Genomic DNA, 25544 nt, shown 5'->3' on the forward strand with positions numbered 1-25544 from the left:
ATGAGGTTTCCACGCTCTTGCGGAACATTGGTACACCCGACATCTTTTCCAGGAAAATATGGAATGGGTGATTTTGGATTTGAAGCCCGCACTTTCATTGATTTCTTAGAACGAACAGATCAAACCATCTGGCAGGTATTACCTTTAACCCCCACCGGTTACGGTAATTCTCCCTATGCCAGCTACTCAGCTTTTGCAGGTAATGTATACTTGATCAGCCCTGATCTGCTTCATAAAAAAGGACTCCTGACCAAAGAGGAGGTCAATGCGATCGAATTACCTTCCAGGACCGAAGCCGATTATGAAACTTCCTTCCAAAATAAGGACAAGGTTTATAAGCTTGCCTCGGATCGTTTTTATGAAAAGATGAGCAAAGTGGAAGAGAAAGCTTTTAATGCTTTTAAAAAACAAAACAAGCATTGGCTGGATGATTACGTTCTTTTCATGGCCTGCTCCCTTCACTATAATAAACAACCATGGAATACGTGGGATAAGGATATAGCCCAAAGAAAACCAAATGCCTTAAAAGCCTATCGTAAAAAATTCAAAGAACAAATAGATTTTCAGTTTTGGTTGCAGTACGAGTTCTACAACCAATGGATCGCGCTTAAAGAATATGCCAATAACCGAAATATCAGAGTTGTCGGTGATATTCCTATCTTTGTGGACCACAACAGTGCTGATGTATGGGCTAATCCTCAGTATTTTGAGGTGGACAAAAACGGAGATCGGCAATTGGTTGCCGGCGTTCCACCGGATTATTTCAGTAAAACCGGACAGCTATGGGGAAACCCTCTTTATAAATGGGATGAGCTTGAAAAGGATGGCTTTTCCTGGTGGGTAGATCGCTTTAAGCATATGTTTGAAGCCTGCGATGCTATCCGTGTAGACCATTTCCGGGGCTTTGATGCCTATTGGGAGGTAAAAGCCAGCGAAAAGACCGCTGAAAAAGGTGAATGGGTGAAAGGTCCCGGTGAAAAACTCTTTGATAAGATATTAGATAAATGTGGTGAACTGCCCATCATAGCTGAAGATCTTGGATTTGTTACCGAAGGAGTCGAGAAATTGAGGGATAAGTATAATTTCCCCGGCATGAAGATCATACAGTTCGCTTTCGATTCAGACTCAACTAACAGCTTCCTGCCACATAATTATTCTCAAAACAGCGTCGCTTATTCTGGCACTCACGATAACGATACTGCCATTGGGTGGTATAATTCTGCCGATGAGGCTGAACAGCATCGAGCGAGAACCTATACCCGCTCAGATGGCAAAAATATCCATTGGGAATTCATTCGGTTGGGCATGTTGTCTGTATCTGATCAGGCAATTTTTCCCCTTCAGGATTACATGGGGCTGGATGACACGCACCGCATGAATATTCCCGGTACATCTTCCGGTAATTGGCTTTGGAGATACACTCCTGACATGTTAGAGGCCGTTGATGAAGATCACATTCGGCATCTCATTGAGCTAAGTAACAGGAACATTAACCGAGATAAATAAGTATAGTATTGCCTGATTTCATATACAGGTAGTGTTTTTGTATATTTCAGGCTTACATATTTCAACTAATTTATGGCATTTACACTCAAAAATTTACCCTACAGAACTGAAAAACCCAGAATGAAAGGCCTTACACTGGCTCTTGATAAAGGTTATAGCGTAAGGCAAGCTGAAGATCTTGTTGAAACAAGTTCTAATTACATTGATGTAGTTAAACTTGGATGGGGAACATCATATGTAACCCAAAATCTAGAAGAAAAGATCGCTGTTTATCAAAATGCCGATATCCCGGTTTATTTTGGGGGCACACTTTTTGAAGCCTATTTGCTCAGAGACCAACTTGATGCTTATGTGAAGCTTATGGAAAGGTATAACATATCTCACGTTGAAGTCTCAAACGGCACCATCTGGCTTTCTGATGATAGAAAACAATCTATCATCCGGGAATTAAGTAAAGATTTTACGGTCTATTCAGAAGTTGGAAGTAAAAACCCTAATGAGATCATCCCTCCTTACAAATGGGTAAAAGTAATCAACGAAGAGTTGAATGCCGGAGCAGAAAAAGTAATTTGTGAAGCTCGCGAGAGTGGAACAGTGGGTGTTTTTCGGCCAAACGGGGAAGTTCGTTCAGGTTTGATCGAGGAGATCACAGATCAGATCTCTCAGGACAAGCTCATTTTTGAGGCTCCTCAAAAAGAACAACAAGTTTGGTTCATCCGTAAATTTGGAAGCAATGTTAACCTCGGAAATATCGTACCTGCTGATGTAATTGCAGTGGAAACATTACGACTCGGGTTACGAGGCGATACCCTTCTGGATTTCTATTCATTGGATGATGACGAAGGCTTAAACCAGGTAATAAAAGACAATAATACAATCTCTAACAAAGAGTAATCACTGAGAGTATATATTTATGAAAATTCTATACGTTGCAGCAGAAATTTCTCCATTTGCACGCATGACCTATACAGCAGACCTGCTTAGGTTCTTGCCTGCATCACTTCAAGACAAGGGATTTGAAATTCGGATCCTTCTCCCCAAATACGGTACTATCAATGACAGGAGAAACCGTCTGCATGAGGTGATCCGGCTTTCCGGTATTGAAGTTGAAGTAGGGGATAAAGTTGAAACCATGAAGATCAAAGTGGCCAGCATTCCAAATGCCAAGCTTCAGGTTTATTTCCTGGATAACGACACTTATTTCAAAAGAAAAGGGCTTTTCAGAAAACCCGATTCTGAAGAATTTTACGAAGATAATGATGAACGTCTGGCCTTCTACAATAAAGGAGTCCTGGAAACAGTTATTAAGCTCGGTTGGCAGCCGGATATCATCCACTGCCATGACTGGCCTGCAGGGTTGACTCCGTTGTTGGTAAAAACCCTGTACAAAGATGAAAAGATCTTCAAAGACACTAAGATCGTTTACAATCTGCATCATCCTATCAACGAAGGTGATTCAGATTCTGCGAGAGTTTTGGAACTTCTTGGATTACCGGCCGATACAGATATTGACAACCTGACTGAAGAAGGAAAGGTAGACCTATTAAAACTAGGCCTTAAATACAGCGATCATGTCGTAACCGGAAACTATCTGAAAGATGAGTTCGATGATGTCTTTAAAGAGCTTGGTATTAAACCGGAAAAAATTCAGGGATCTCCTGAAGATGTATCCGACAAGTTTGCTGAGTATTACCGCACGATTTCTGACGCAGAATAACAGAAAGAGAACTTTTTAAATATTTTCTTAATGACAACACACAATAAGGGTTTTGTTTCCTTATACATTTCGCTGTTAACCTTAATTTTAGTTTTTAACGGATGCGAAGACCCCGGCAGTGTAGGAAGTGGCTTTATTAATGAGCCCTCTATTGTAACAGATACACTGACACTAAACGATACCGCTACCGAAAATTTTGTAGGATACACCGGGAATTTTGGCTTGTTCAGCATTGGCAGCTATTCTGATCCATTATTTGGTGATCTTAGTACGGTTGGTTTAGTAAAACCAGTTCGAACGGTTGAGATTCCGGATAGTATTGATATTGTAGGTGACAATTTTTCTATGAAGCTTGAAATTCAGCTTGATAGCCTCAACACCTATGGTGATACGCTTTCCACGTCTGAGTTTTCTATTTATGAGATCTCGGATATATGGAGAGGAAATGAGATCAAAACAGATTCTGAAGTGGCATATAATTCAGCCTCACCAATTGGTTCATTCACCATAGGTCAGGAAAAGAATATAATTGTTGACCTGGATGAAACCTGGAAGGATCAGTATTACACTTATTTCAGTAGTACTGAAACGGATGCCGATTCAACCTATCGATACGAATTTCATGGATTGGCCATTGTACCTCAGAACAACACCAATAAGATCTCATTCGTTAGTTCCTCTGCCAGCCAGTTCCTCCTCCTTAGCCCGGATGAGTCAGATACGGTCAGCGTTGGTTTAAATAACTGGGCATACCTATTGGATAGAAATGGAGGATCATCCACTGTTGAAACAACATCGCTACATACTACGCTTGAGGAAGTCATGAGAATAGATCTTCCACTCCAAACACTGAAGGCCGAATACAGCAACAAAAATATTTTAAATGCCCGGTTGTTGATACAGGAAAATACCGACGAATTGAACAGCACCCTGGCCACCAATCATGACCGCCCGGATATTAATTTATTAAACCTGCATCTCGGTACTGAATTTGACGAATCGTATGAATATCAGCTTACACAGCCTGAATTCAATGCTTTCAGAGATTCTGTTGAAACCGACACTTACAATAGTAACATAACACTCTTCCTGAACAACGTTTTTTATGGCAGTGAAGACACTAACGAAATTTATGTCGGTATAGGCTCTCTGTCGGGCGTTATTCGGTCCACACAGGTTTACAACGGAAACGCCTCTGAAGCATTCCGCCCAAAACTAATTATCTCATACATAGTGAATGAATAAATTGAAATTACGCACATATTTCACTTCGATATTTGTATTACTGTTCGTTCTAAGCAGCAACACTTTTGCACAAAGTGATGAAAGCAGCATAAGCAAAAGCGGCTCCTTTTATTCTTTGTTTGGAATTGGGTTTCCTGTAGAAACAAACACATCACGTGAATTAAGCATGGGTATTTCAGGAATCTCCCTGGATAATACCCAATCCAATGGTCTGCATAACCCTGCCTTGTGGGGAACCAACACTTTTTCCACTGCCTCAACCGGTTTCAGTTTTTCAAAGATCCTGTCAAAAGACAATACTGCTGAAAGCAAGAATACTGCACTTCAGGCCGGTTATTTGCAGCTTACCTTTCCCATTTATCGGGAAAAGCTTGGTATTTCAGCCTCAATGTATCCGGTAACCCGATCAAACTACCGTTTTTTCAGTACCAGCAGCTTATTAAACGAGCAAAACCAAACCATAGATTATGCCTCTGATGCTTATGGCACGGGTGGTATAAATAAATTTGAAATAGGATTTGGATGGAGTATCAATAAAAATTTCTCCATTGGTTACGCTCCATCTCTCGTGTTTTTATCTCAAAATAATTCACGTGAACTCTTTTTTGATGATGGATCTTTTACGACCAATGTGATAGACTCCAAAATAACCGGGTCAGACTTTAGTCATAAATTTGGCCTTCTTGCTTCGATACCAACTATTTTTAGTTCCGAAGATAGATTGAGTTTCGGTGCTACTGCAATCCTTCCGGTAGAAATTGATACCGAAGAGGCTGTTTTAAGCACGAGACGGGTTAACAATCAGGTTCAGGAAGTTACTCTTGATGAGAATATCGGTGGCGGAGCTAAGTTGCCATTGGAACTGAACACAGGCTTTACTTACTACCCAAGTACTTTTGTAAATGTATCTTTAGAAGGTAAATTTCAGCAATGGAGTGAAACAGATTCAAATCTGAACACAACCAATGAGACCTTCGAACTTTCTGATCGTTACAAATTGGGGCTGGGCACCGAGTATCATGCCTATAGAACCAATTCAGATAGCTTTTTCTCTAATTTCAGATACAATGCAGGTGTAGCCTACGACTCAGGTCACCTCAAAACCGACCAAGAAAATATTAATACGCTTTGGTTTTCTGCCGGTTTAGGAATAATTTCACCGTTCTCTAATTCCACCATAGATCTAAGTGCCCGTTACGGTTTGAGAGGAACCACGGCTAATGATCTTATTCAGGAAAGAATTTGGTCTTTCAATATCTCTGTGAACCTGACTGAACTCATGTTTTTCAGACCTAAATTGAATTAATTATTCCTCTATTATAATAAATAAACACTCTGATTAGTTTTATTAACTAACAGCTTTAATTACAGTTAAGAAAAATGAAACAATTAATTACGCTTTTAGGGATTCTCTTTGTCAGTTCTCCTATCATTAATGCACAGGCTGAATGCCAGTCTGAACCACCAAGTGGTTTATCTCCCTTGGCAGCCTATTCTATCTTTTATGAAAATTATCGCGCCGGTGACTATGAGTTCGCTCTCGATTACGGTCGGTGGATGGCTTGTGCAAAACCCGAAACATTGGAGGGTAATCCTCGCTTCAGCCTGAAAACGCAGTACGAGCGTCTTGTCAAGATCTACGACGAGGTTGGAAGAAGCAAGGAAGATCCTACCATCAAGGCGGCTTATATTGACACAGCTGAAACCCTGTTGAATGAGAGTATCGAAATGTTTGGCGACAACCCGGAAGATAAGTTTGATCTTGTTTTTGACAGGGGGCGTTTCTATCAACAAAATTATAACATCATTGACGGGGGCCTTAAAAAAGCCTATAGCGACTATGAAATGCTATTTGAGATCGATCCCGAGAGAGCTGCTAAAATGGGTAATGGTTATTACCTGAGACAAGCGCTTAATTTTGTTGTTGATGAAGGACGTAAGGAAGATGCTCAAAACCTGATCGACACTGTAAAACCATTGGTAAGCGGCGAATTGGTCAGCTTCCTTGATGAAAAGCAGCAGGACATCCTGGGTTCACCACAGGAACAGGTTGCTTATTTTGAACCAATAGTTGAGGAGGATCCTAATAACCTGGATGCCTGGAAAGCACTTGAAGGAGCTTATGAAAGCCTGGATCAACGAGATAAGCTGAATGAAGTTAAAGTTAAGATTAATGAGCTGGAGCCTACATATGAAAGTGCTTACAGCCTTGCTGAATTCGACCGTAGTAATGCCAACTACTCTGAGGCGATCACGTTTTACGAGCAAGCTTTGGAAAGAGCTGAAACTGATGAACAACGTAAGGATGTTTACCTGAGACTCGCTGATATGAACATCAACATTGAAAATCTTCAGGCAGCTAAGCGTTATGTACAGCAAGCCCTTCAGATAGATCCTAACGATGGTAATTCTATCATTAAAATGGCCACAATTTACGGTGCTGCAGTTACTAAATGTACTCAGGGCAGAAAGCTTGAAGCCGCCGATAAGGTAGTTTACTGGGTGGTTATTGATTACCTGAATAAAGCGAAACGTGTAGATCCAACCGTTGCGGGCACTGTAAACCAACAGCTTTCAACCTATCAGGAAGTAACCCCAAACTCTGAAGACAAATTCTTTACACTCAACCTTGAGGACGGAGATACAATAAGGGTAGACGGTTCATTAATGGACTGCTATAGCTGGATCAATGAATCGACTACCGTTCGTTAATTTGGTATCATTAAAAACATTTGTATCTTTTCTCATCCACTAAGATTTTGGTGCGGATCATAAAATCCGCACCATTTTTTCTCTCCCTCCTATCTAATTATTAAAACAATTCTGGTTTTCACTTCGATATCGGGAGAAGTTCATAACAATTCGCATCAATTATATGGCACGGAAAAAGAATTATAAGAACCGTAACAAGAATCGTAATAACCGCGGTAATAAAAATAGTAATGTCTTTATTCCAAAGTTTAACTGGAAAAGTAACCAGGGGGTTGCTGGCAGATATGCGGGAGTATTAGAGATTAACTCTAAAGGCTGGGGTTTTATCCGTAAGCTTGATTACGAATTTACTTATCAGCCTCAGGATCCATTTTTGAAACCTGATGAGGTTAAAGAACTGGAATTACGTCCCGGCCTTGTGTTGGAAGGAGAGTTTGAAGAGGATAACAAAGGTCATAAACATGTTTCCTCTGTTGATGTTATTAATGGAAGGCCTGTAGAAGCCTGGAAAAAATCCAGTAGGTTTGAAAGGCAGATCCCGATCATGCCGGTCGATTGGATCAAATTAGGCTTTCAGCCTGACGACGTTGAAATGCGTGTGATCGATCTGGTTGCACCAATTGGAAAAGGTCAGCGCTCTTTGATAGTTGCCCCTCCAAGAACCGGTAAGACTGTGCTTCTTAAAAAGATCGCCAAATCACTTACCGACAACTATGACGATATTCATGTCAGTGTTCTATTAGTGGATGAACGGCCCGAGGAAGTTACTGACTTCATCAGGACTACACAGGCTGAAGTTTTTGCTTCCTCAAACGACAAGAATACTCAAAGCCACATACGTATTACGGAAATGGCTCTTGGTTATGCCAAAAGAAAAGCGGAGATGGGAGAGGATGCCGTTCTACTGATAGACTCCCTCACACGGCTTGGCCGAGCTTACAACGCCGTTCAAACAAACAGCGGAAGAACCTTATCAGGTGGACTCGATATCAGGGCACTTGAAATACCCAAGAAGATCTTTGGTTCAGCCCGAAAAATTGAAGGCGGTGGTTCACTCACTATTATTGCGACCTGTTTGATAGAGACCAACTCTAGAATGGATGACCTAATCTTTGAAGAGTTCAAAGGAACCGGTAACATGGAATTGGTTCTAGACCGTGAGCTTGCTAATGACCGTATTTACCCTGCGATCAATATTCAGGCATCTGGTACACGAAATGAACATAAGTTCATTACTGATTCACTTGAAGAGCGTAATATGGTGAGGCGTTACCTGCTCAAAAAGTCACCTAAAGAATCCATGTTGGGCTTGCTGAAAGTACTCAAGAATACTGACAGCAATCAGGAGCTGTTAAATCAAATTGCAGCTTTAGCCTGATCGAAATAGGTATCTTTCTAAATTACCGGGAGGGATGGGTCAATTTCTTTGGCCCAGCCCTTCATACCTCCTTTAAGGCTGATCACATTCTTAAAACCGGCATCTATAAGCTTTTTGCACGCATCCATGCTGGTATTTCCGGAGCGGCACATTACAATTAGTTCATCGTTTTTGTGATCACTTATCTCATTCAATCTATTATCCAGTTCATCATAGGGAATATGATGCCCACCAATATTTGATACCAGGTATTCGTGGTAATCTCTTACATCTAACAAGAAAAAAGAGTCACCATTTTCCTTCTTTTGGTTAAGATCTTGAACTGTGATCATTTTCATTGACATTATTCTGCTGTATATCGGTCTAATTTGAATTGTTGGCCTAAATATAATTTCTTTGCTTCCTCATCTTCGGCAAGAACATCAGCTGAACCTTCCATCAGTATCCTACCTTCAAACATAAGATATGCCCGGTCAGTGATCGCAAGAGTTTCATGTACGTTGTGATCAGTGATAAGAATCCCAATATTCTGATGTCTCAGTCCTGATACAATTTGCTGAATGTCCTCCACTGCGATCGGGTCAACTCCTGCAAAAGGCTCATCCAAAAGAATGAATTTTGGATCTGTTACAAGTGCTCTGGCGATTTCACATCTACGGCGTTCTCCACCTGAAAGGCTGTATCCTTTACTATTTACAACTTTATGAAGGCCAAATTCCTCAACCAACTTATCAACTTTTATGTCGATCTGTTTTTGAGGTATTGACAGAAATTGTAAGACAGATTCCAGATTCTCACGAACAGTGAGGTTTCTGAAAACACTTGCCTCCTGTGCCAGATATCCAATACCCATACGTGCCCTTTTATACATGGGCATTCTGGTAAGGTTTTTATCATTTAAAAAGATCTTGCCCCTGTTTGGCCTTACCAGCCCAACCATCATATAGAAGGTCGTTGTCTTGCCTGCACCATTTGGACCAAGCAGCCCAACCACCTCTCCCTGTTTCACCCTTATAGAGACCTCATCTACAACCGTGCGCTTCTTATAGCGCTTTACCAAGCCCTGGCTATGCAGTGTAAGTTCCGGTTGTGTATCTGTACTCATATGATAGATCTATGCAACAGAAAGTGAATTCAAAATAGATTCAAAGATCGGTTTTCCATCTTCTGAACCAAGCAGTTTTTCCATGGCACGTTCAGGATGTGGCATCATGCCCAGTACATTACGTTCTTTATTGACAATTCCGGCTATATGGTCAACGGAACCGTTGAAATTAGCATCTTTTGTCAATTCTCCATTTTCGTCACAATAACGAAATAGGATCTGGTCATTGTCCTGAAGTGATTTTAGTCCGTCTTGTTCAATAAAGTAATTTCCTTCTCCATGAGAGACCGGGATATCCAGAACCTGACCTTTTTGAAGCCCAGAGGTAAAAATGCTGTCTGTTGTTTCCGTGCGGATATATACGTTCTTGCAAACGAACTTGAGTTTTTCGTTATGCATCATTGCACCGGGGATCAGTCCTGCTTCAAGCAAGATCTGAAACCCATTACAGATACCCATAACAGGTCCCCCATTTTCAGCAAACTTGACGACCTCCTGCATAACAGGGGAGAATCTTGCTATAGCGCCGGATCGCAGATAATCACCGTATGAAAATCCTCCGGGTACGATCAGGAAGTCAATTCCGGATAGATCGGTATCTTTATGCCAAAGAAATTTAACATTAGAGTTCATCACGTGCTTCAGGGCATGATAGGCATCGTGATCACAGTTCGATCCGGGAAATACTAATACGCCAAATGTGGCCATTTTTCTATCCTTTTATTTCAGTAACTAGTTGAATTTCTTTTAGCACGCTGTCAATTTTAAGGCATTCTTCAAATTCACCTTCATGGACAGTTGCCTTGCCGTCATTATGTACTTTCCAGGTCATTTCTTCCGCTTTAGCTAAACCACATCCGGTGGCTTTCATAAGCTGTGAGATAACCTCATCAAAAGTATGAATGTCATCATCGTATAAAATGAGTCGCCATGGTGTGTTTATAGCTTCCTCAACATCGGTTTCTTCCTTTGTTTCAGCATCATAATCAACACCTTCTTCGCTCATCAAAATATCATTGATATGTTTTTGAGCAAGGAGATCCATGATCAGGATTCGATCGTAATTTCGAAATCTTCCATAACCTCATTTGCCAGTAACTGAGTGCAGGCCGATTCAACAATTTCCTTTGCCGTTGCTTCATCTTTGGCGTCCACATCAAGCTCTATGAATTTTCCTATACGAACCTGCTGGACTTCATTCAATCCAAGATTTTGCAGAGCGTGATGAGCGGCTTTTCCTTTAGGGTCTAAAATTGACGGACGGAGCGTCACATTTACTTTCGCTTTGTACATAGTTGGGCTTCGTTTTAAATGAGTTCCAAAGTTAACCTTTCTGTGACTTAGCTGCTAACTTGTCTTTTAGAATCTAGAACTCTGTATTTGAAAATTTCAACGAATTAATTTTGACGGTACTTCATTTTAATTTTTTTAAAATCACATCCTTCATTTCACGTGTACTCATCTCATCCGCATTCAACCAATGGATAAAACTCCAGCGCTTGTACCAGGTCATTTGTCGCTTGGCATATCTGCGGGTACTTGTCTTTATCTTTTCTATGGCTTTATCAAGTGACCATTCTCCTTCGATGTATTTTATGATCTCCTGATAGCCAACCGTATTCAACGACTGAAGATCTTTGGAATGTCCGGTTTTCAAAATGGATCTTACTTCCTCAACCAACCCCTTTTCGATCATTTGATCCACCCGACTATTGATCCGCTGATATATCTTTTGCCTCGGCCATTTCAACCCGAATACGATCGTATTCTCATCAGGTTTGATCTCACCCCGCTTATGAAAACTGGAAAATGGTTTTCCGGTTTGCATCCAGACATCTAGCGCCCGAATGATCCGTTGCCGATTCATGCCATCCATCTTTTTAAGATATTCAGGATCAATTTCCTTTAGCATATCATAAAGCGATTCGAGCCCCTCATTTTCAATTCTCTCATTCAATTTTGTGATGTTCTCCTGATCGGCTTCCGGCATTTCGTTAAAAGGCTGGATCAGGCTTTGAATATGAAGGGTGCTACCCCCAACAAAGATTACATGTTCAGCATCCTGAAGTACTTGCTGTTGCCAATTTTCAGCTCTTCGCTGAAAATCCATCGCATTGTCTTCCTCTTCCAGGTTTAAAAGCGAGATATTAAAATGCTTCACTCTTTGCAGCTCTTCAGAGTCAGGTTTTGCTGTTCCAATATCTATATGTTTATAACATTGTCTTGAATCAGCAGAAATAATTGACGTTCCTAATTCCTCAGCAAGCTGAATGGAAAGATCAGTTTTACCGGCTGCTGTAGGACCTAAAAGTATGATTCTCAAAATGAAGAAAAGTTAAAATGTAATCGTGAAAAACTGTTTTGGCATCATAAGGTAAAAACTAAAAGGCGGTTACACCATTCTGGTCTAGATCTGAACCAACCGTCAAAAATCATACCTTAAAGAAATGCGGTGGGTAAAACCCAGATCACTCGTGGAACCAGAAAAACTTGCAAAACCATAATCCAGCACAAAACGGGATACTTTCAAACCCATGCCAAGTGTTGGAGAAACTGAAAAACCTGAAACTGGATCAGTTATGAAATCCGTTAACCCGGCACGAAGCGCAATCAAGTTTTTATACGACAATTCGGCTCCGACATGTGGCTCGATACTCATTTTTCCAATATTGAAGTAATAAGCCTGTCTGTTCTCAAAATACAGGTCAGTATCTACTGCAGCAGTTAAAGTAAGATCCATTCCAACATCTATCGGCCTTGCTGCTCCAATAGTTAACGACGGTAGCACATATTCATTTTGTCCGGTAGGAAGGGTTGCACCAAGACTGTCAAATTGAGCTTCATAATCCCCAAAAGCCTTTTCATCAACATTCCACATTTTCTGCATAGTGGTTATATCTCTTAAAGAAACACCCAGGTCTGCTATTTTGGTTTTGTATTTGATTCCAACATCCAAACTATATCCCCAAGCCTGTGCAAAAGGACCTAACTGATGATGTATGATCTTGGCTGAAGTGCCAATTGACAAATTCTCTGTTCTTTGTATAGCATAAGAAAGAAAAAATGCCATATCTGCCGCGCTGAATCGGGTAATATGATCTTCAACATTGCCTCTCGGCTGATCCCGTTCACGGTCCCATGCATTCAATGTATTTGCAATGTTATCAACGCCCTGCCTAAAAAAACTAATGGAGATGACGCCCTCAGAATGCTTCAATGGTAAAGCTGCTGAGCCATAATCATATCCTACAATGCCACTGAATCGCTCAGCATGCATATACATGATCTGGGGTGATTCAATACCTGCTAAACCGGCCACATTCCAGTATGCTGCCGTCACATCCTCAGCTAAACCAACGTGTGCACTACCCATTCCCAATGCCCTGGCACCGCTCCCGGTAGACAAAAAATCGTTGCCGTACTTAGCCTGAGCCGTTTGTGCAAATACAACGGGCGATAAAAGCATGAACAAAAAGAGCCCTGAAAAAATGCGGTTCATAAATTGAGTGAGAATTAGGAAATTGCAGCCTTGCTAAAACGATAAAATCAGTGACTTGACGGAGGTGAAATTTGCACTTTCTGCGGTTGCAGAGAGAGTGAGTATTTCTTAGTATAAGCACACCTCAATGAAAGGGCAATATCGGATAAAAAAGGCCCTTAAACCACTTTAAAACTTGTGTATATGAAATTTTCCGTATCGAGTAATGAACTGAACAAAGGACTTTCGGCCGTTATTGGAGCCGTTCCTTCAAAAGCTACTTTGCCTATCCTTGAAACCATCCTTTTTGAGTGTGAAGACGGAAAGCTTAAACTTACCGCGACAGACTTAGAAATCTCTATCATTGAGTATATCAAAGCTGATATTGAAGAGGAGGGGGCTGTAGCCATTCCTGCAAGGCGATTGCTTGAAACCCTTCGTCAACTGCCAAATATTCCAGTCTTTTTTGAAGTTGATGACCGTAAGAATATCAACTTCCGCACCGACAAAGGTACCTATAAGCTGGTAGGGGATGATGCCGATGAATTCCCTGAAGTTCCAACCCTCGATGATGGAACTGTTATCAGTACCACCGCCGACCTAATGCACAACGCCATACACAAAACACTATTTGCCGTTTCAAGTGATGACCTCAGGCCGGCCATGATGGGGGTTTACTTCCAGATCGGAACTGATGAAAGCAAGTTTGTGGCAACTGACGGGCACCGACTGGTTAAATACACCAATCGGGATATTACTGCTGAAAAAGATGTTAATTTCATTGTCCCGGATAAGGCTTTAAGCCTCATTCAAAAAACCATAGAAGGGGATGACTGCGAGCTGACGGTAACTGAAGACCATGCGCGTTTCAAGAGTGGCAATACCATTGTCATCACTCGATTGATCAATGAGCAGTATCCTAATTACGATTCCGTTATACCCAGAGACAATGACAAGTTTCTGACGATCAGTAAAGATCAAATGCTTTCAACTGTAAAGCGTGTATCTATTTTCTCGAGCACTACAACCCGACAGATAAGGCTTCAGCTTGGGTCAGACAAACTGACCATCAGGGCCGAAGATCTTGATATGAGCAGTGAAGCCAAAGAGACTATTGAGTGTGAATATTCCAATGATGAAATGGAGATCGGTTTCAACGCAAAATATTTAGGAGATGTACTGAGCAACATAGATGATGAGGAAGTTACATTTGAGTTTTCTTCACCAAACCGCGCCGGTATCGTGAAGCCATCCGAAGAAAATGAGAACGAAGATATCCTAATGCTTGTGATGCCGGTTATGCTCAACAGCTATGCTTGATGAGTCAGATCATAACCCTTACAACTGATTTCGGTTTACAAGACCATTATGTGAGTGCCATGAAGGCCGTCATGCTCGGAATCGCTCCGGATGTACGTTTTGTTGATGTATCTCACGAAATCCCGCCACAAGACATTATGGCCGGAGCATGGGTGGTAAAAAACACGGCTTTTCTTTATCCTCCCGGAACCGTACATCTGGTTGTGGTAGATCCCGGTGTTGGTACCTCCCGGCATCCCATTGCCCTGAAGATCAAGGATCAATATTTTGTAGGCCCGGATAATGGCATCTTTTCATTACTATTCAAGGAATACGATTATGATGCCTACAAACTAAATAATTCATCCTTTTGGCGGCAAGGCGTCTCGAACACCTTTCATGGCCGAGATATTTTTGCTCCTGTTTCAGCGCATCTCAGCGCAGGCATACCATTAGATGAGATCGGCGAACCCATTGATGAACTTGTTACTTATCATTGGGCTGTTCCAATTGCCGATAAAGACGGTCTGCAGGGCTGGGTGGTTCATATTGATAGATTTGGAAATCTCATCACAAATATTTCTGAAAAACTGATCGATGACCATCTCAAAAGGAAAACCGTAAAGATCTATGTTGGAAACACCATGCTTAACAAGGTTGTATCTACCTTTGGTGATGTAGAAGAGGGAGAGCCTGCTGCTTTCATAGGCTCCTCCGGTATGTTGGAAATTGGGATCAACAAAGGAAATGCTGCGCGCATGCTAAGTGTTGACAAGGGGGCTCAGATCTCGATCGTGCTCCAAAAATAACCGTTATGTAATTTCAGTTTCATAGTGTTTTACAAAGCAACTGAAACACTATGAAGTCCTTAGCGTATCCTCAGTAAAAATCTCCTATTATGAAGTTAGAATTACGCTCACCCAAAGATGAACGCGCCAGTATTCACGTACCAGATGAAGCGGCTCAGCTATCTAAGCCATTCAATGGCACCATTGTATCTAAAGAAGGGGATGAATATAAGATCAAAAACAATATTATTGATCTGCTGGGTGAAGAACCGGAGTTTACCTCCATTGCTCAAAGTACCAACCATTGGAAACTAACGGCTGCTATTTATGAGGATATTTGGCGCAAACGATCCCTGTCATTGTTATCCGGTGAAGATTTTCCGATTGAAAAGGAACATGAACTTCTTATTGACTGGACAGCACCAAAAGAAGATGGCTGGTATCTCGACCTTGGTTGTTCCACAGCCCTTTATGGAAGAGCCCTGAAAGCTGCTCAGAAAAAGGCGAATATCGTAGCACTCGATTTTTCATACCAAATGCTGGAGGAAGCTCGACTAAAAGCGGAAGCTGATGAAACAGATATGTATTTTCTGCGTGCCGATGGTCGGGAATTACCCTTTTTCTCCAATACCTTTGATGGAATTGTTATGGGGGGAACCCTTAATGAACTCACTGAAGCCCTCAAGGTTCTATATGAAGCTAAACGTGTTTTAAAACAAGATGGGGTTTTCTTCATGATGCACCTCATAAGATCAGAAGCCTGGTACGGTCGTTTACTTCAAGAGTCCGCATCGCTTGGCGGTATTAAATTCTGGTCAGTGGATGAAAGTAACAAATTGTTCAATCAGGCAGGCTTTAAAGTGGAAGAGCAAATGATAAAAGGGATCGTTTGCTTTACAAAATTACAACCGGCATAGCGAAAGGTTGGTAATTAAATGTTGATAGTTAATTCGCTTATTATCGTATTCAACATGTAGTCATTATTTTGGAAATCTTAATCTTTTCAGATTTCCATTTCTCTTACATTATTACGGTACAAACCTTTATGGCGGGGTAAAAATAATTTTACTTCCGGGGATATATCAGCACATATAGTCATAACTAATTCCATTCGACATGAACGTTCAAGGGCAGGGGCAAAAATTTCCATATAAACTTTTCTTTTTTATCTATTCTGGACTTACTGTTTTTTTCATCATCATCTATTTTACCAGTCAGTTGATGGATATAGATATTGAGAAATTCACTGCAGATCCTATCACAACCTTCGATTCTCATCCCTTTGTTGGGGTCGTTTCTAATTTAGGCGCTCTTTTATGGTGTACGGCTGCTGTAGTATGCCTTTTTTCATACCTGATCCTAAGAAAAAAAATTAGCAGCAAGTCAGCTTCTTTCATGCTTTGGTCAGGCTTGTTAACTACCATGCTGCTATTTGATGATCTGTTCATGTTCCACGATTACCTGGCCATAACACACCTGAATATTGAACAAACCACAGTTTATATACTCTATCTTATCCTCGCGATCACCTGGTTTATCTACTTTTTTGATGAGATCAGATCTAACGACTTTTTGATATTACTGCTAGCCGGTTTTTTTCTTGGTTTATCAGTGGTTGGTGATTTCATTTTGCCTCAGGAAGGAATTGCTAATATGTTTGAAGATGCCAGTAAATTCTTTGGGATCGTAACATGGACTACTTACTTCATAAGAATATGCCGCTATAAATTCAATCAATTAGAGTACACAGTAGAATAAAATAGCACACCTTCAATTCCTTAAGACTTTCACCTTTTGAAAGGTATTCAGTAGTCCTGAATTACTTTGACTGGTATATAACGTATCTGTACCCCCAAAGGAAAACTTGATATCAGGGGTCTCTGTTTGTTCATTTAACACATTGCCATGTTTGTCTATAAGCATGACCACCAATGGGTTTTCTTTCATTTTGAGGTTTTGATAAAATTGAACCAATACAGACCCATTATTCAAACAATGCAGACCGGATAACCAGGAGGCTGAACCGTAGATCTCCATCATCTTTGTCGGATTAGATGACATTTTGTGCTTTTCCATTCCTGAAAACAGGTCTGTATCGATCCTAACCTCATTGAAATTATCTCCATTAAGGTCGAAGTAAAAAAGCTTTAGAAGCATGGCATGGCTCGCAACGATCTTATCCTGACAAACTACCGCATACGAAGACTCAGCTAATGTGAGCGGCTGCATACCATATTCTGATGGATCGACCGGTAGTTGAAAAAATGCTTTTTCCACTTCCATAGTTAACGGATCAAACAAGTGCAGTAAATAATGGTCATCGGGAGTGGTCATACCACCAATCAGCAATACCATTCCGTTTGGCAACATCTTTAAGCCATTTAAGCGCGGAATACCCGTATCTGTTACAGTTTGAACCTTTCCCGTAGCGTCAAACTTCGAGACTCTACCTTTGAATTCTGAAACGAGATATTCACCTGTTGATAATTTTACGACAGAGGTTGGTTTCTCGAGATCCCCCGGACCTCTTCCATATCTCCCAAAGTAGGTCAAAAGCTTTCCCTCTTTATCATAGACCAATACCCGGTGAGTTTCCTGATCTACGACCAATATTTCATTTCCACTTCTTTCCTGAAATCTTGGCAAGCCTAAGATCACCTCATTATTTTCCTCTAAGATGAGTGTATCAGTAATTTCAAAAAATTGCCCGTAAAGATCATTTAACGACAGTAAAAAAATTACTAATACCGTTAAGAACGCTCGGCTCATAGGTTTGGATACTTAGGGTTTTCAAAGAATCTAACCTGCATCCTTTATAAATCAAAATAGCAACCTGCCTGAAAGACAGGACCTCTTACATCTGATCCGGTGCCGATATGCCCAGAATGCCCAATCCATTTCTAAGCACCTGAGCAGTAGCTTTAGCTAATTCTGTTCGTGCATGAGCCAGCTCTTCGTCTTCACCTAATATTCTGCAATCATGATAGAAGGAGGTAAAGGCTGAGGCCAGTTCATTAAGGAATGTGATCACATGGTGTGGTTCACGAAGTCTGGCTGCATTGCCAATGGTCTCTGGAAACTTCAGCATAGTTTTAATAAGTGTTATTTCACTTGGGTGCTCCAGCAAGCTCAGATCAGCCTTCCCATCAAAGTCATATTCTTCCGTTACTTTTCTGAGAATACTTGAGATACGGGCATGAGCATATTGCAGATAAAACACCGGATTCTTTTCGCCGGCTTCCTTTGCCTGGGCAATATCGAATTCGAGGTGAGTATTTGGAGAGCGCATCAGGAAGAAAAAGCGGGTTACATCAGCTCCTACTTCATCCATGAGATCATCCAGAGTCACAAAATTAGCCTTTCTTGTACTCATCTTGAACGGCTTTCCATCTTTCACCAATGTAACAAACTGGTAGACGACCACGTCAACTTTATCAGGATCGTACCCTAGGGATTTTATCCCACTCAGAACATCCGGATAGGTGGCGATATGATCGGCACCAAACACATCCACACACAAGTCATAACCACGATCCAGTTTGTTAGCATGATATGCAATATCAGGGAGCCTGTAGGTAGGTTCACCTGAACTTTTAACCAAAACTGTGTCTTTATCCTTGCCAAAAGCTGTGGTCTTGAACCAAACAGCTCCGTCTTCATCGTAAGCCAGATCGAGATCTCTCAGCTTTTGAATGGTCTCTTCGATCTTACCATCCTCATACAAGCTGTGCTCATTGAAATACGAATCCATTTTGATATTCATTCGCTTCAGGGTAGCACTGATATCTGCAAATATCTCCTCTTCCGCTTTTTCCTTGAATGGTTTCTCATCTTCAGCATTAAGCAGTCCATCCCCCTTATCATCAAGCAGAGCTTTGGCAATATCCTTGATGTACTCTCCTTCATAACCCCCTTCCGGGAAATTAGATTCTTTACCCAAAAGCTCATAATATCGCGCACGAACGCTTTCTCCCAATACCCGCATTTGCCGTCCGGCATCGTTGAAGTAGTATTCCCGGTCCACATCAGCCCCAGTCCATTCAAGTAATCGCGCCACAGTATCACCAAGAACGGCATTACGTCCGTGGCCGACTGTCAATGGTCCGGTTGGGTTTGCACTCACAAATTCGATCAGAACTTTTTTCCCATCGTTGGAATCCGTTTTGCCAAAAGCCTTACCACTTTTCAAGATCTCGTTCAATTCATCAAACAGATAACCTTCTGAGTATCTGAAGTTGATGAAGCCCGGGCCGGCAATTTCAACCGCTGAGATCCTTTTATCATCATATTCCAGGGCATCCACGATCCGTTGCGCTATAGCCCTAGGATTGTTTCTAAGGGGTTTGGCAAGCATCATGGCTACATTTGAAGAAGCATCACCATGCTCAGGCTGATTTGGTGCCTCAATTCGAATTTCAGGTTTCTCTTTCAGGTCAAATTGTTTCAGGGACTTGCTGATGATATCAGCTAAATATTCTTTCATGGTAAATCAAGTTTCTAATTTGTTCAAAGATAAGGCAAAATCAGACTATGAATCAGCTTCCTTTAAAAACTTTGTGACATAAAAAAAGGGGCTACATTCCTGAAGCCCCTATAAATGCAAGATGACCGGATCAGTTCATGTGTTGATCCACGAGAGCTTTGAATTCTTCAAATGTGCGAGGATTCCTCTCAATTTTTTCGCCATTGATAAAATAAGTTGGGGTTGAATTCACATTAAGTCGCATACCTTGCCTTTTATCAGCCATAACAATTCGTTGCATATCGGCTGAATTCAAGTCTGCCCTGAATTTTTCAATATCAAGATCCAGACTGTTTGCATACCCAATGAACATTGATTCAGCATTTCCACGTGACCATTGTTCCTGACCGGCAAAGATCATGTCATGCATTTCCTGGTATTTACCCTGGGCTCGTGCCGCTTCTGCTGCCCGTGATGCCAGCTGCGCGTATTCATGCATATTAAGTGGAAAGTGCTTGGTGGTCAGCACCAATTCATCACCATAGGCCGCTTTCAGTTGTTCTTCAATAGGAACGTAATACTTACAGGCCGGGCATTGATAGTCACTGTATTTTACGATCTCAACTTTTGCTTCCGAACTATTGCTGTTTTGAGCCATCAGCGGCCCGCTAAACATCACTGCAAAAATGGTAAGTAAAAAAAGTCCTCTTTTCATGTCCTTATCCTTCTTTTCTATATAAATTTACTTTATCAAAATGTCGTTTCAAGATAACATTCATTTTCTCAATTATCTGTGGAATTTGATCAACATTGTTTCCTGTTCCAAAAGATAAACGTATGAACTCCCTCGCTTCTTGTTCACTTTTTCCCAAAGCCATCATAGTTCTATTTGGTCTTTCGGAACCGACCTGACAAGCACTACCTGTTGAAAGCGCCAAACCCGCCTGATTGCACTCCAACATTAAGTATTGCCCCTCTATACCGGGAAATCGTAACCCCAGGATATTGGGTACACTTTTGTTCCTGTCACCTGCAAACTTCACATCAAACTCCATTTTTTTCAGCTCATTGATCAGCTCATTTCTAAAGCTTTTTATGCGTTTCTGTTCCGATTCTTTATTTAAATGGATGAGTTTTGCTGCCGTCGCAAATGCGGCAATGGCAGGAACATCATCGGTTCCCTGCCTTATCACACCTGTTTTATCAGGATTTGGTATAACAGATTTACGGTCTGCAGTTGGATCGATCCAAACTGCACCCACACCTTTTGGGCCATAAATTTTATGAGAGGAAACAGTGATGGCATCAATATTTAACACCTGGATATCCAGATCCAGTCGGCCATAACTTTGTACGCAGTCACTATGAAAAAGAATATCATATTCATCCAATAAAGCGCCAATTTTTTTAATATCCTGAACGACTCCTATTTCTGAATTAACATGTTGGATGGAAACTAAAACTGTTTCTTCCCTGATCGACCTTTTAAGCTCTTCAATATCTATAATGCCTCTTTCATCAGTAGAAAGCCGGGTTACCTCATACCCATCTTCCTCTAATTTCAGATATACATTCTCAACCGAAGAATGTTCAACCTGAGTCGTGATAACATGACCACCTTTTGATGATGCCCTAAGCAGAGAGGAGATCGCAAGGTAATTACCTTCCGAAGCTCCTGATGTGAAGAAAATATCTTGCGGTCTCGCATTAATTGTTGAAGCAATGGTCTTAGCCGAAGCGTCCAGGATTTGTTTAGCTGCTGAACCTTCATCATGTAAACTGTTCGCGTTGCCAAAATAGTGTTTGGCTACATTCACATACACTTCCAACGCCTCGTCGCTGATCTGAGTTGTAGCCGCGTGGTCCAAATAGATCATCTATGATCGCTCTTGAGATTAAAATCAGGTATCTTCATCTACCTCAAAAATAGTCAAATAAAACGCCCTAATCATAACAATGAATAAACTTGAGCTCGCGAACATACTTAAAAAAGCCTTTATCGAAGATATTGGTATGGGGGATTTAACCTCGGAGTCGATCTTTTCTTCAGACGAAACAGGTACGGGTGTTTATACTGCAAAGTCGGAGGGCGTACTGTCAGGACTTCAGTCTATCGAGACAGGTTATGGGTTTTTAGACCAAAACATTAAGGCAACCTTATTCAAGTACGACGGAGATGTTGTAAAAAAGGGTGATAAGATCTGTGAGGTCAATGGATCCATCCGAAACCTTTTGACCGGTGAACGGGTGATATTAAATCTTATACAGCACCTTAGTGGTATTGCAACCTCAACAAATGAAGTGATCAGGCTTCTTGGTGATCCATCCATATCTGTCACTGATACACGCAAGACCCTGCCCGGGCTCAGAGCGCTACAGAAGTATGCCGTACGTTGTGGCGGGGGAAAGAACCACCGCTTCAGGTTAGACGATGGTGTGATCATAAAGGATAACCATATAAAAGCAGCAGGGTCTATAACAAAAGCAGTGCGATCTGTAAGAGATCATTGTGGCCACATGGTTCGGATTGAAGTGGAAACTGAAACTCGGTCACAGGTAGAAGAGGCCGTGGCCGCCCAGGCAGATGTTATCATGCTTGATAATCGCTCTCCGAATCAGGTAAAAGAATTAAGAAAGCTTATTCCTGATAATATCATAATTGAAGTTTCAGGTGGTATCACACCACAAAATATCGCTGGTTATAAAAACTGTGGTGCAAATGTGATCTCTCTTGGCTGGCTTACCCATTCGGTGAAAGCCCTCGATATCAGTTTTAATCTAGAGTAAAAGCCTGTTCACCTTAATCAAATTCAGCAAATATTTTTATACCTTTGTCCCTGATCAAAATTAAATTATTTGCGAAACACACGTTGTTTTCAAATATCTGAACATTTATGGAAGTATTAGACCTGTTAGAGATCGAATCAGAAGTTTCCCTGCCAAAGCGTTACAGTGAATTATCTGTAGCTGAAATGGAAATCAGGGTAAAAGAGATCAAAGCTAAATTCGGAGAGAAGCTGTTCATTCCCGGGCATCATTATCAGAAGGATGAAGTGATACAGTTCTCAGATGCCCGTGGCGATTCCCTGAAACTCGCTCGAATTTGCTCTACAATGGCAGATGCTGAATACATCGTCTTTTGCGGCGTACATTTCATGGCAGAAACGGCTGATATGCTTACACAGGCTGATCAAAAAGTGATCCTTCCGGACTTGCGCGCCGGTTGCTCTATGGCAGACATGGCAGATATTGATCAGACTGAAGCCGGATGGGTTAAAATGCAGGACATTTGGGGAGATTCAATCATACCCTTAACCTACGTTAACTCGACAGCTGCCATTAAAGGATTTGTTGGCAAACATGGTGGCGCCACGGTAACCTCTTCTAATGCAAAAAAAATGCTGGAATGGGCTTTCACTCAAAAAGAACGGATCCTTTTCTTACCAGATCAGCATCTTGGCAGAAATACCTCCTATGACCTCGGTATTCCATTGGATCAAATGGCCATTTATGATCCATTGACCAAATCTTTTGACTGTGAAGGAATTCTCGAGAATGTAAAGGTGATCCTATGGAAAGGTCATTGTTCGGTTCATGAAAAATTTAATGTGAAGCATATTGATAACCTTCGGAAACAAGATCCGGATTTTAAGGTCCTGGTTCACCCGGAATGTACTTTTGATGTTGTTCAGGCTTCAGACCTCAATGGCTCAACCAGCTTTATAATAAACACTATCAAAAAAGCCCCTGCCGGTTCCAAATGGGCTGTTGGAACTGAGATGAATCTGGTAAACCGACTGGCTCAGGAGCATCCAGATAAAAAGATCATTTCTCTGAATCCTTTTATGTGTCCTTGCCTGACCATGAACCGAATAGACCTTCAACATTTGTTATGGTCTTTGGAAAAACTGGAAGAGGGTGAGGTGGTAAATCACATAACCGTGCCAAATGAAATTACAGAATATGCTGTACTGGCTCTGAATCGTATGCTTGAGCGTTCTTAATGAAAGTGGTGAGATAGAGCTTTGCACTTTCTTTCCGGAACATCATATCATACTCACAGTACATCTTTTTCACTAGCTATGCCTTAAACCTTCTCTCAATTTTTAGTACATTCAGGAAACGCAATTCTATGATGAGTAAATCACTTACATTTTTTCTTTTTATTGCATCTTTATTACCGGCTATTTCCTTTGCACAAGACCGTCAGGTTGGTGCCGATAATTCATTGTTGCCGGAGATCAATCCTCAGGATATTGAGATACGCAGCGAGTTCAAGGCACGTTTCCCAGGATTAAGACGTCAGCCTATCCTTGGTTTTAACCCTAAACCGCGTGTATTTCAGATAGATCCTGATCGGATCCCATTTATTGAAACCCGAGAGGAGGCCGTCGCGGATATCTCTGTAACCCAACTAGGCAGGCCTGAGCCCCCTTTAAGAAACATTTTACTAGACCCCCAACGCATGAATGGCTATGTTCGTGCTGCAGTTGGCAGTTATCTATCGCCTGATGTGAATGCCTATGGTTATTACGCTCTTGATGAAAGCAGTGCGGTAAGTGGAAATATGAATATGCGAGGCTCAAAAGGACACCTTGATGGGCCTGAAAGTTCTTTCCGCTATCTTGATGCCAGTGCCGGTTATATCAACAAGCTGCAAAACGGTCTGAGGCTATCCGTGGATATTGGAGCCCTAAGCGACTTTAATGACCTCTATAATATCAGTGATCAAGCCATTCAGGGGCAGATCGGAGAAACGGCTTCTAAGGACTATCAGGGCTTCAATGGTCAGCTACGACTTCAAAAAATCAGAAATACATTGAATGGTTGGGAAATGACTTTAGGTGGGAATGTATTCAATACCACGCTTGATGCGGGTTCAACAACACTCGGTGGAGACACAGATGAGGCGATTGGTCACCTGTCATTTTCATATTACTGGCCCGGACAAAAGATCTACGAAACTTTTAAAATAACCGGAAACCTTGAGTCTGCCACTTATTCTTCTGACACCTTTGATTCTGAAACCTGGGTAAATGCTGAAGCAGCTCTCACCTACGAAAGGTTATTCAACTTCTCTACAAGGATCAAAGCCACGGGTGGGGTCAGTTACATTACGGATGCATTTGAAAGTAAGGTCTTGCTAAGTCCTGAAATTGAGATCAAGCATCATTTGAATGAGCGATTATCTGTAACAGGAACCGCTTTTGGGAGGCCTGATCTGAAAACTTTACAAGAACATCATCAGTACAACCGTTTTCTTTCTACAGATAATTTACTCAGGTATTCCTATGATATTGGAACAGGGGCTGAAGCAAACTTTCAGCTTTTTGGTGGTAATAGGATCTTCGGTGGTGTAAATTATACTCACACACAAAATTATGCTTACTACCAACACACACTTTTGCCCCCCAATGATACCCCCGGATTTTATTCTTTGAATTATGGGGACACGAACATATTCGAGATCTACGCCGGTGCAAATCAACAATTAGTGCCCGAAAAATTCTGGGCCAGTGCCAAAGTTTACGCGAGAAGTCCAAAACTATCAGCCGGTGGAAATATACCATATGAAGAAAAACTTGGCCTTGAAGGTGCTATATCCTTTAAACCGGTCAAAGAACTTACATTAAATGGATGGGCAGAATATCTTGGAGATCGCCAATCTCCTGAAACAGGCACTGAATTAAAAGCATTTGCATTACTTAACGCAGGTGCCGAATATCAGGTAAATGACAAAATTGGCGTTTTTGCCAAATTATTAAATATCACAGGACAAGAATACGAAGTTTGGAACGGCTATCAGGAACGCCCTTTTCAGATCTTTGGAGGTATAACCATAAAACTTTAATCT

The 25544-nt window shown here is 41.4% G+C and carries 25 protein-coding genes; 14 read left to right on the plus strand and 11 right to left on the minus strand.

The window, feature by feature from the left end:
* The 7 genes from malQ (at nt 1) to rho (ending at nt 8558) form a co-directional block, all read left to right on the plus strand.
* On the plus strand, nt 1-1506 hold the full coding sequence (malQ, locus tag AC13FX_RS04065) for a 4-alpha-glucanotransferase (RefSeq protein WP_482879200.1): 1506 nt from the start codon (nt 1-3) through the stop codon (nt 1504-1506).
* A gap of 72 nt (nt 1507-1578) precedes the next feature.
* Nucleotides 1579-2400 carry a phosphosulfolactate synthase gene (locus AC13FX_RS04070; RefSeq protein WP_482879201.1) on the plus strand — a complete coding sequence of 274 codons (822 nt, stop codon included), beginning with the start codon at nt 1579-1581 and terminating at the stop codon, nt 2398-2400.
* 19 nt (nt 2401-2419) lie between these two features.
* The gene (locus tag AC13FX_RS04075) at nt 2420-3223 is read left to right on the plus strand and encodes a glycogen/starch synthase (protein WP_482879202.1); all 804 of its coding nucleotides are present in this window, start codon (nt 2420-2422) and stop codon (nt 3221-3223) included.
* A 30-nt stretch (nt 3224-3253) separates the two neighbouring features.
* Nucleotides 3254-4468 carry a hypothetical protein gene (locus tag AC13FX_RS04080; protein WP_482879203.1) on the plus strand — a complete coding sequence of 405 codons (1215 nt, stop codon included), beginning with the start codon at nt 3254-3256 and terminating at the stop codon, nt 4466-4468.
* Entirely contained in the window at nt 4461-5774 is a 1314-nt protein-coding gene (locus tag AC13FX_RS04085; RefSeq protein ID WP_482879204.1) for a hypothetical protein, read from the plus strand. The genes AC13FX_RS04080 and AC13FX_RS04085 overlap by 8 nt, the downstream gene beginning before the upstream one ends.
* Nucleotides 5775-5848: 74 nt before the next feature.
* Nucleotides 5849-7180, plus strand: coding sequence for a hypothetical protein (locus AC13FX_RS04090; RefSeq protein WP_482879205.1), 1332 nt, complete (start codon nt 5849-5851; stop codon nt 7178-7180).
* Between the two features lie 163 nt (nt 7181-7343).
* Nucleotides 7344-8558 carry a transcription termination factor Rho gene (rho, locus tag AC13FX_RS04095; RefSeq protein ID WP_482879206.1) on the plus strand — a complete coding sequence of 405 codons (1215 nt, stop codon included), beginning with the start codon at nt 7344-7346 and terminating at the stop codon, nt 8556-8558.
* 17 nt (nt 8559-8575) lie between these two features.
* Here rho and AC13FX_RS04100 read toward each other — a convergent pair whose 3' ends face one another.
* The 7 genes from AC13FX_RS04100 to AC13FX_RS04130 all read right to left on the minus strand — a co-directional run bounded on the left by AC13FX_RS04100 (nt 8576) and on the right by AC13FX_RS04130 (nt 13129).
* On the minus strand, nt 8576-8896 hold the full coding sequence (locus AC13FX_RS04100; protein WP_482879207.1) for a rhodanese-like domain-containing protein: 321 nt from the start codon (nt 8894-8896) through the stop codon (nt 8576-8578).
* A 5-nt stretch (nt 8897-8901) separates the two neighbouring features.
* Nucleotides 8902-9663 carry an LPS export ABC transporter ATP-binding protein gene (gene lptB / locus AC13FX_RS04105; protein WP_482879208.1) on the minus strand — a complete coding sequence of 254 codons (762 nt, stop codon included), beginning with the start codon at nt 9661-9663 and terminating at the stop codon, nt 8902-8904.
* A gap of 9 nt (nt 9664-9672) precedes the next feature.
* Nucleotides 9673-10371, minus strand: coding sequence for a phosphoribosylformylglycinamidine synthase subunit PurQ (purQ, locus tag AC13FX_RS04110; RefSeq protein ID WP_482879209.1), 699 nt, complete (start codon nt 10369-10371; stop codon nt 9673-9675).
* A 4-nt stretch (nt 10372-10375) separates the two neighbouring features.
* The gene (locus AC13FX_RS04115) at nt 10376-10708 is read right to left on the minus strand and encodes an ATP-dependent Clp protease adaptor ClpS (RefSeq protein WP_482879210.1); all 333 of its coding nucleotides are present in this window, start codon (nt 10706-10708) and stop codon (nt 10376-10378) included.
* A 2-nt stretch (nt 10709-10710) separates the two neighbouring features.
* Nucleotides 10711-10956, minus strand: coding sequence for a phosphoribosylformylglycinamidine synthase subunit PurS (purS, locus tag AC13FX_RS04120; RefSeq protein ID WP_482879211.1), 246 nt, complete (start codon nt 10954-10956; stop codon nt 10711-10713).
* Nucleotides 10957-11077: 121 nt separating this feature from the next.
* Nucleotides 11078-11986: a tRNA (adenosine(37)-N6)-dimethylallyltransferase MiaA gene (gene miaA / locus AC13FX_RS04125; protein WP_482879212.1), complete on the minus strand. Its 909-nt coding sequence runs from the start codon at nt 11984-11986 to the stop codon at nt 11078-11080.
* A gap of 102 nt (nt 11987-12088) precedes the next feature.
* Nucleotides 12089-13129, minus strand: a complete 1041-nt coding sequence (locus tag AC13FX_RS04130; RefSeq protein WP_482879213.1) for a PorV/PorQ family protein — start codon at nt 13127-13129, stop codon at nt 12089-12091.
* 216 nt (nt 13130-13345) lie between these two features.
* Between AC13FX_RS04130 and dnaN the strand changes: the two genes are divergently transcribed.
* From dnaN to AC13FX_RS04150, 4 genes are all read left to right on the plus strand, one after another.
* Nucleotides 13346-14461: a DNA polymerase III subunit beta gene (gene dnaN / locus AC13FX_RS04135; protein ID WP_482879215.1), complete on the plus strand. Its 1116-nt coding sequence runs from the start codon at nt 13346-13348 to the stop codon at nt 14459-14461.
* The gene (locus AC13FX_RS04140; RefSeq protein ID WP_482879216.1) at nt 14461-15249 is read left to right on the plus strand and encodes an SAM hydrolase/SAM-dependent halogenase family protein; all 789 of its coding nucleotides are present in this window, start codon (nt 14461-14463) and stop codon (nt 15247-15249) included. Before dnaN ends, AC13FX_RS04140 begins: the two co-directional genes overlap by 1 nt.
* 89 nt (nt 15250-15338) lie before the next feature.
* The gene (locus tag AC13FX_RS04145) at nt 15339-16145 is read left to right on the plus strand and encodes a class I SAM-dependent methyltransferase (protein WP_482879218.1); all 807 of its coding nucleotides are present in this window, start codon (nt 15339-15341) and stop codon (nt 16143-16145) included.
* Between the two features lie 199 nt (nt 16146-16344).
* The gene (locus AC13FX_RS04150; protein ID WP_482879220.1) at nt 16345-16986 is read left to right on the plus strand and encodes a hypothetical protein; all 642 of its coding nucleotides are present in this window, start codon (nt 16345-16347) and stop codon (nt 16984-16986) included.
* Nucleotides 16987-16998: 12 nt separating this feature from the next.
* On the opposite strand, the gene AC13FX_RS04155 is transcribed toward AC13FX_RS04150, so the two are convergent.
* The 4 genes from AC13FX_RS04155 to AC13FX_RS04170 all read right to left on the minus strand — a co-directional run bounded on the left by AC13FX_RS04155 (nt 16999) and on the right by AC13FX_RS04170 (nt 21567).
* Nucleotides 16999-17997 (minus strand): YncE family protein, encoded by a 999-nt coding sequence (locus AC13FX_RS04155; RefSeq protein WP_482879221.1) that lies wholly within the window; start codon nt 17995-17997, stop codon nt 16999-17001.
* Between the two features lie 85 nt (nt 17998-18082).
* Complete coding sequence (argS, locus tag AC13FX_RS04160) at nt 18083-19711, minus strand: arginine--tRNA ligase (RefSeq protein ID WP_482879222.1); 1629 nt, start codon at nt 19709-19711, stop codon at nt 18083-18085.
* Nucleotides 19712-19841: 130 nt separating this feature from the next.
* Nucleotides 19842-20405, minus strand: a complete 564-nt coding sequence (locus tag AC13FX_RS04165; protein WP_482879223.1) for a DsbA family protein — start codon at nt 20403-20405, stop codon at nt 19842-19844.
* 4 nt (nt 20406-20409) lie between these two features.
* Nucleotides 20410-21567, minus strand: a complete 1158-nt coding sequence (locus tag AC13FX_RS04170; RefSeq protein ID WP_482879224.1) for an IscS subfamily cysteine desulfurase — start codon at nt 21565-21567, stop codon at nt 20410-20412.
* A 79-nt stretch (nt 21568-21646) separates the two neighbouring features.
* Between AC13FX_RS04170 and nadC the strand changes: the two genes are divergently transcribed.
* From nadC to AC13FX_RS04185, 3 genes are all read left to right on the plus strand, one after another.
* Entirely contained in the window at nt 21647-22477 is an 831-nt protein-coding gene (gene nadC, locus AC13FX_RS04175) for a carboxylating nicotinate-nucleotide diphosphorylase (RefSeq protein WP_482879225.1), read from the plus strand.
* 107 nt (nt 22478-22584) lie between these two features.
* Nucleotides 22585-23694: a quinolinate synthase NadA gene (nadA, locus tag AC13FX_RS04180; RefSeq protein WP_482879226.1), complete on the plus strand. Its 1110-nt coding sequence runs from the start codon at nt 22585-22587 to the stop codon at nt 23692-23694.
* A 128-nt stretch (nt 23695-23822) separates the two neighbouring features.
* Nucleotides 23823-25541: a TonB-dependent receptor gene (locus AC13FX_RS04185; RefSeq protein ID WP_482879227.1), complete on the plus strand. Its 1719-nt coding sequence runs from the start codon at nt 23823-23825 to the stop codon at nt 25539-25541.
* The last annotated feature ends 3 nt before the right edge of the window (nt 25542-25544 follow it).

Source organism: Gracilimonas sp. B-17, assembly GCF_056857935.1.

Coding starts and splice junctions, on each gene's coding strand:
- malQ (WP_482879200.1), top strand. CDS start 1: ATGAGGTTTCCACGCTCTTGCGGAACATTGGTACACCCGACATCTTTT.
- AC13FX_RS04070 (WP_482879201.1), top strand. CDS start 1,579: ATGGCATTTACACTCAAAAATTTACCCTACAGAACTGAAAAACCCAGA.
- AC13FX_RS04075 (WP_482879202.1), top strand. CDS start 2,420: ATGAAAATTCTATACGTTGCAGCAGAAATTTCTCCATTTGCACGCATG.
- AC13FX_RS04080 (WP_482879203.1), top strand. CDS start 3,254: ATGACAACACACAATAAGGGTTTTGTTTCCTTATACATTTCGCTGTTA.
- AC13FX_RS04085 (WP_482879204.1), top strand. CDS start 4,461: ATGAATAAATTGAAATTACGCACATATTTCACTTCGATATTTGTATTA.
- AC13FX_RS04090 (WP_482879205.1), top strand. CDS start 5,849: ATGAAACAATTAATTACGCTTTTAGGGATTCTCTTTGTCAGTTCTCCT.
- rho (WP_482879206.1), top strand. CDS start 7,344: ATGGCACGGAAAAAGAATTATAAGAACCGTAACAAGAATCGTAATAAC.
- AC13FX_RS04100 (WP_482879207.1), bottom strand. CDS start 8,896: ATGAAAATGATCACAGTTCAAGATCTTAACCAAAAGAAGGAAAATGGT.
- lptB (WP_482879208.1), bottom strand. CDS start 9,663: ATGAGTACAGATACACAACCGGAACTTACACTGCATAGCCAGGGCTTG.
- purQ (WP_482879209.1), bottom strand. CDS start 10,371: ATGGCCACATTTGGCGTATTAGTATTTCCCGGATCGAACTGTGATCAC.
- AC13FX_RS04115 (WP_482879210.1), bottom strand. CDS start 10,708: ATGGATCTCCTTGCTCAAAAACATATCAATGATATTTTGATGAGCGAA.
- purS (WP_482879211.1), bottom strand. CDS start 10,956: ATGTACAAAGCGAAAGTAAATGTGACGCTCCGTCCGTCAATTTTAGAC.
- AC13FX_RS04130 (WP_482879213.1), bottom strand. CDS start 13,129: ATGCTTTTATCGCCCGTTGTATTTGCACAAACGGCTCAGGCTAAGTAC.
- dnaN (WP_482879215.1), top strand. CDS start 13,346: ATGAAATTTTCCGTATCGAGTAATGAACTGAACAAAGGACTTTCGGCC.
- AC13FX_RS04140 (WP_482879216.1), top strand. CDS start 14,461: ATGAGTCAGATCATAACCCTTACAACTGATTTCGGTTTACAAGACCAT.
- AC13FX_RS04145 (WP_482879218.1), top strand. CDS start 15,339: ATGAAGTTAGAATTACGCTCACCCAAAGATGAACGCGCCAGTATTCAC.
- AC13FX_RS04150 (WP_482879220.1), top strand. CDS start 16,345: ATGAACGTTCAAGGGCAGGGGCAAAAATTTCCATATAAACTTTTCTTT.
- AC13FX_RS04155 (WP_482879221.1), bottom strand. CDS start 17,997: ATGAGCCGAGCGTTCTTAACGGTATTAGTAATTTTTTTACTGTCGTTA.
- argS (WP_482879222.1), bottom strand. CDS start 19,711: ATGAAAGAATATTTAGCTGATATCATCAGCAAGTCCCTGAAACAATTT.
- AC13FX_RS04165 (WP_482879223.1), bottom strand. CDS start 20,405: ATGAAAAGAGGACTTTTTTTACTTACCATTTTTGCAGTGATGTTTAGC.
- AC13FX_RS04170 (WP_482879224.1), bottom strand. CDS start 21,567: ATGATCTATTTGGACCACGCGGCTACAACTCAGATCAGCGACGAGGCG.
- nadC (WP_482879225.1), top strand. CDS start 21,647: ATGAATAAACTTGAGCTCGCGAACATACTTAAAAAAGCCTTTATCGAA.
- nadA (WP_482879226.1), top strand. CDS start 22,585: ATGGAAGTATTAGACCTGTTAGAGATCGAATCAGAAGTTTCCCTGCCA.
- AC13FX_RS04185 (WP_482879227.1), top strand. CDS start 23,823: ATGATGAGTAAATCACTTACATTTTTTCTTTTTATTGCATCTTTATTA.